The 3,965-nt window shown below is 53.8% G+C and carries 1 protein-coding gene; it reads left to right on the top strand.

What is annotated here, in order from left to right; all coding sequences use genetic code 11:
• Nucleotides 1-3,965 (top strand): cadherin repeat domain-containing protein (locus Q8W32_RS16440; RefSeq protein ID WP_305415674.1); only part of this gene is annotated, 3,965 nt, incomplete at both ends.

The raw sequence follows: 3,965 nt of genomic DNA on the forward strand, positions 1-3,965 counted from the left end.
GGTGATACCGCGACTGCTATCGATGAAAATAGCGGTGCCAGTACTGTGGTGTATACCGCCACCGCTGATGACTCTGCAGATATCTCCGATGGCGTGACTTTCTCGCTCTCAGGCGACGATGCGGCATATTTCTCGATTGATGCCAGCACCGGTGAAGTCACCTTGTTGGCGGATGCGGATTACGAAACCAAGTCAAGCTACAGCTTTACTGTTACAGCCACCGATGGGGCCGGTCACTTCACTGATCAGACCGTGACACTGGATGTGAATGATCTGGATGAAGTGGGGCCTGTATTTACCTCCGGGACTCTGGCGGATGCCATTGACGAAAACTCCGGTGAGAACGCGGTGATTTACACCGCGGCGACGGATGATGCGACGGCGGTTTATAGCCTTTCGGGAGCCGATGCAGGGCTGTTCAGCATCAACTCCGCTACAGGTGAAGTGACTTTGTTGGCCGATGCCGACTACGAGACCAAGTCCAGTTATAGCTTTACCGTCACAGCCACCGACGGAGCCGGTAACTTTACCGATCAAACCGTCACCCTGGCGGTCAATAACTTGGATGAAGCAGCACCGACGATTACCTCTGGTGATACCGCCACTGCCATCGATGAAAACAGCGGTGCTGGGCAGGTGGTGTATACCGCTGTTGCTGATGACTCAGTGGATATTTCGGACGGCGTAACGTTTAGCCTCAGTGGTACTGACGCGGCTTACTTCTCGATTGATGCCAGCACCGGTGAAGTCACCTTGTTGGCGGATGCTGATTACGAAACTAAAGCCAGCTACAGCTTTACCGTCACAGCCACCGATGGCGCCGGTCACTTCACTGATCAGACCGTGACGCTGGCGGTCAATGATCTGGATGAGTCAGGACCGGTCTTTAACTCCGGGACTCTGGCAGATGCCATTGACGAAAACTCTGGCGCCAGCTCGGTTATTTACACCGCAGCGACCGATGATGCGACGGCGGTTTATAGCCTCTCTGGCGACGATGCAGCGTATTTCAGCATCAACTCCACTACAGGCGAAGTCACTTTGTTGGCGGATGCCGACTATGAAACCAAGTCCAGTTATAGCTTTACCGTCACAGCCATCGATGGAGCCGGTAACCACACCGATCAAGCTGTCACGTTGGCGGTTAATAACCTGGATGAAGCAGCGCCAAGCATTACGTCTGGCGCTACGGCCACTGCGATAGCTGAAAACAGCGGTTCTGGGCAAGTGGTGTATACCGCCACTGCGGATGACTCTGCCGATATCTCTGATGGCGTGACTTTCTCGCTCTCAGGCGACGATGCAACGTATTTCAGCATCAACTCAGCCACCGGCGAAGTCACCTTATTGGCCGACGCTGATTACGAAACCAAACCAAGCTACAGTTTTACTGTAACTGCCACCGATGGCGCGGGTTTACAAGATAGCCAGACCGTGACGCTGGCGGTTAATGATCAGGATGAGTCAGGACCGGTATTTACCTCCGGTACGTTGGCGGATGCCATTGATGAAAACTCTGGTGCCAGCTCGGTTATTTACACAGCCACAACCAATGATGCGACAGCGGTTTATAGCCTCTCGGGGGATGATGCTGCTTTGTTCAGCATCAACTCCTCTACAGGTGAAGTCACCTTGTTGGCCGATGCCGACTACGAAACCAAGTCCAGTTACAGCTTTACTGTCACCGCTACCGACGGAGCTGGTAACTTTACCAATCAGGCCGTTACCCTGGCGGTCAATAACCTGGATGAAGCAGCACCGACGATTACCTCTGGTGCGACGGCTACCGCGATCGATGAAAACTCTGGTGCTGGGCAAGTGGTGTATACCGTTGTTGCTGATGACTCTGCTGATATCTCTGATGGCGTAGTTTTCTCGCTCTCCGGCGACGATGCGGCGTACTTCTCGATTGATGCCAGCACCGGTGAAGTCACCTTGTTGGCGGATGCTGATTACGAGACCAAACCAAGCTACAACTTTATCGTCACCGCTACCGATGGGGCCGGTAACTTTACCGATCAAGCCGTTACCCTGGCGGTCAATAACCTCGATGAAGTGGCACCGACGATTACCTCTGGTGCGACGGCTACCGCGATCGATGAAAACAGCGGTGCTGGGCAAGTGGTGTATACCGCCACCGCTGATGACTCTGCTGATATTTCGGACGGCGTAACGTTTAGCCTTGGCGGCACTGACGCGGCTTACTTCACCATTGATACCAATACTGGCGAAGTGACTCTAAAAGCTGATGCTGACTACGAAACCAAGTCCAGCTACAGCTTTACCGTCACAGCCACCGATGGCGCCGGTCACTTCACTGATCAGACCGTGACGCTGGCGGTCAATGATCTGGATGAGTCAGGACCGGTATTTAACTCCGGCACGTTGGCTGATGCCATTGATGAAAACTCCGGTGAGAACGCGGTGATTTACACCGCAGCGACGGATGATGCGACGGCGGTTTATAGCCTCTCTGGCGACGATGCAGCGTATTTCAGCATCAACTCCGCTACAGGCGAAGTCACTTTGTTGGCGGATGCCGACTATGAAACCAAGTCCAGTTATAGCTTTACCGTCACAGCCATCGATGGAGCCGGTAACCACACCGATCAAGCCGTCACCTTGGCGGTCAATAACCTGGATGAAGTGGCACCGACGATTACCTCTGGTGACACCGCGACTGCCATCGATGAAAACAGCGGTGCCGGGCAAGTGGTGTATACCGCTGTTGCTGATGACTTCGCGGATATCTCCGATGGTGTGACTTTCTCGCTCTCAGGCGACGATGCGGCGTACTTCTCGATTGATGCCAGCACCGGTGAAGTGACTCTGTTGACGGATGCTGATTACGAAGCCAAAGCCAGCTATTCATTTGTAGTCACTGCAACTGATGGGGCCGGTAACCACACGGACCAAGCCGTTACGCTGGCGGTCAATGATCTGGATGAAGTGGCACCGGCATTTACATCCGGTTCAACAGCGACCGCCATTGACGAAAACTCTGGTGAAAACACGGTGATTTACACCGCGGCGACGGATGATGCGACGGCGGTTTATAGCCTCTCGGGAGCTGATGCAGGGCTGTTCAGCATTAATTCAGCCACCGGCAAAGTCACCTTATTGGCCGACGCTGATTACGAAACAAAAGACAGTTACAACTTTACTGTCACCGCTACCGATGGGGCCGGTAACCACACGGACCAAGCTGTCACGCTGGCGGTGAATAACCTCGATGAAGTCGCACCGACGATTACCTCTGGTGATACCGCGACTGCCATCGATGAAAACAGCGGTGCTGGGCAGGTGGTGTATACCGCGGCCGCTGATGACTCTGCTGATATTTCGGACGGCGTAACGTTTAGCCTCAGTGGTACTGACGCGGCTTACTTCACCATTGATACCAATACTGGAGAAGTGACTCTAAAAGCTGATGCTGACTACGAAACCAAGTCCAGCTACAGCTTTACCGTCACAGCCACCGATGGCGCCGGTCACTTCACTGATCAGACCGTGACGCTGGCGGTCAATGATCTGGATGAGTCAGGACCGGTATTTAACTCCGGGACTCTGGCAGATGCCATTGATGAAAACTCTGGCGCCAGTTCGGTTATTTACACCGCAGCGACCGATGACGCGACAGCGGATTATAGCCTCTCGGGGGCTGATGCTGCTTTGTTCAGCATTAACTCGGCCACGGGTGAAGTCACTTTGTTGGCGGATGCCGACTATGAGACCAAGTCCAGTTACAGCTTTACCGTCACCGCCACCGATGGGGCCGGTAACTTTACAGATCAAACTGTCACGCTGGCGGTCAATAACCTCGATGAAGTGGCACCGACGATTACCTCTGGTGATACCGCGACTGCCATCGATGAAAACAGCGGTGCCGGGCAAGTGGTGTATACCGCCACTGCGGATGACTCTGCTGATATTTCTGATGGCGTGAGTTTCAGCCTGTCTGGTAC

This window comes from Oceanobacter sp. 3_MG-2023 (assembly GCF_030688925.1).
Taxonomy (GTDB): Bacteria; Pseudomonadota; Gammaproteobacteria; order Pseudomonadales; family Oceanobacteraceae; genus Oceanobacter.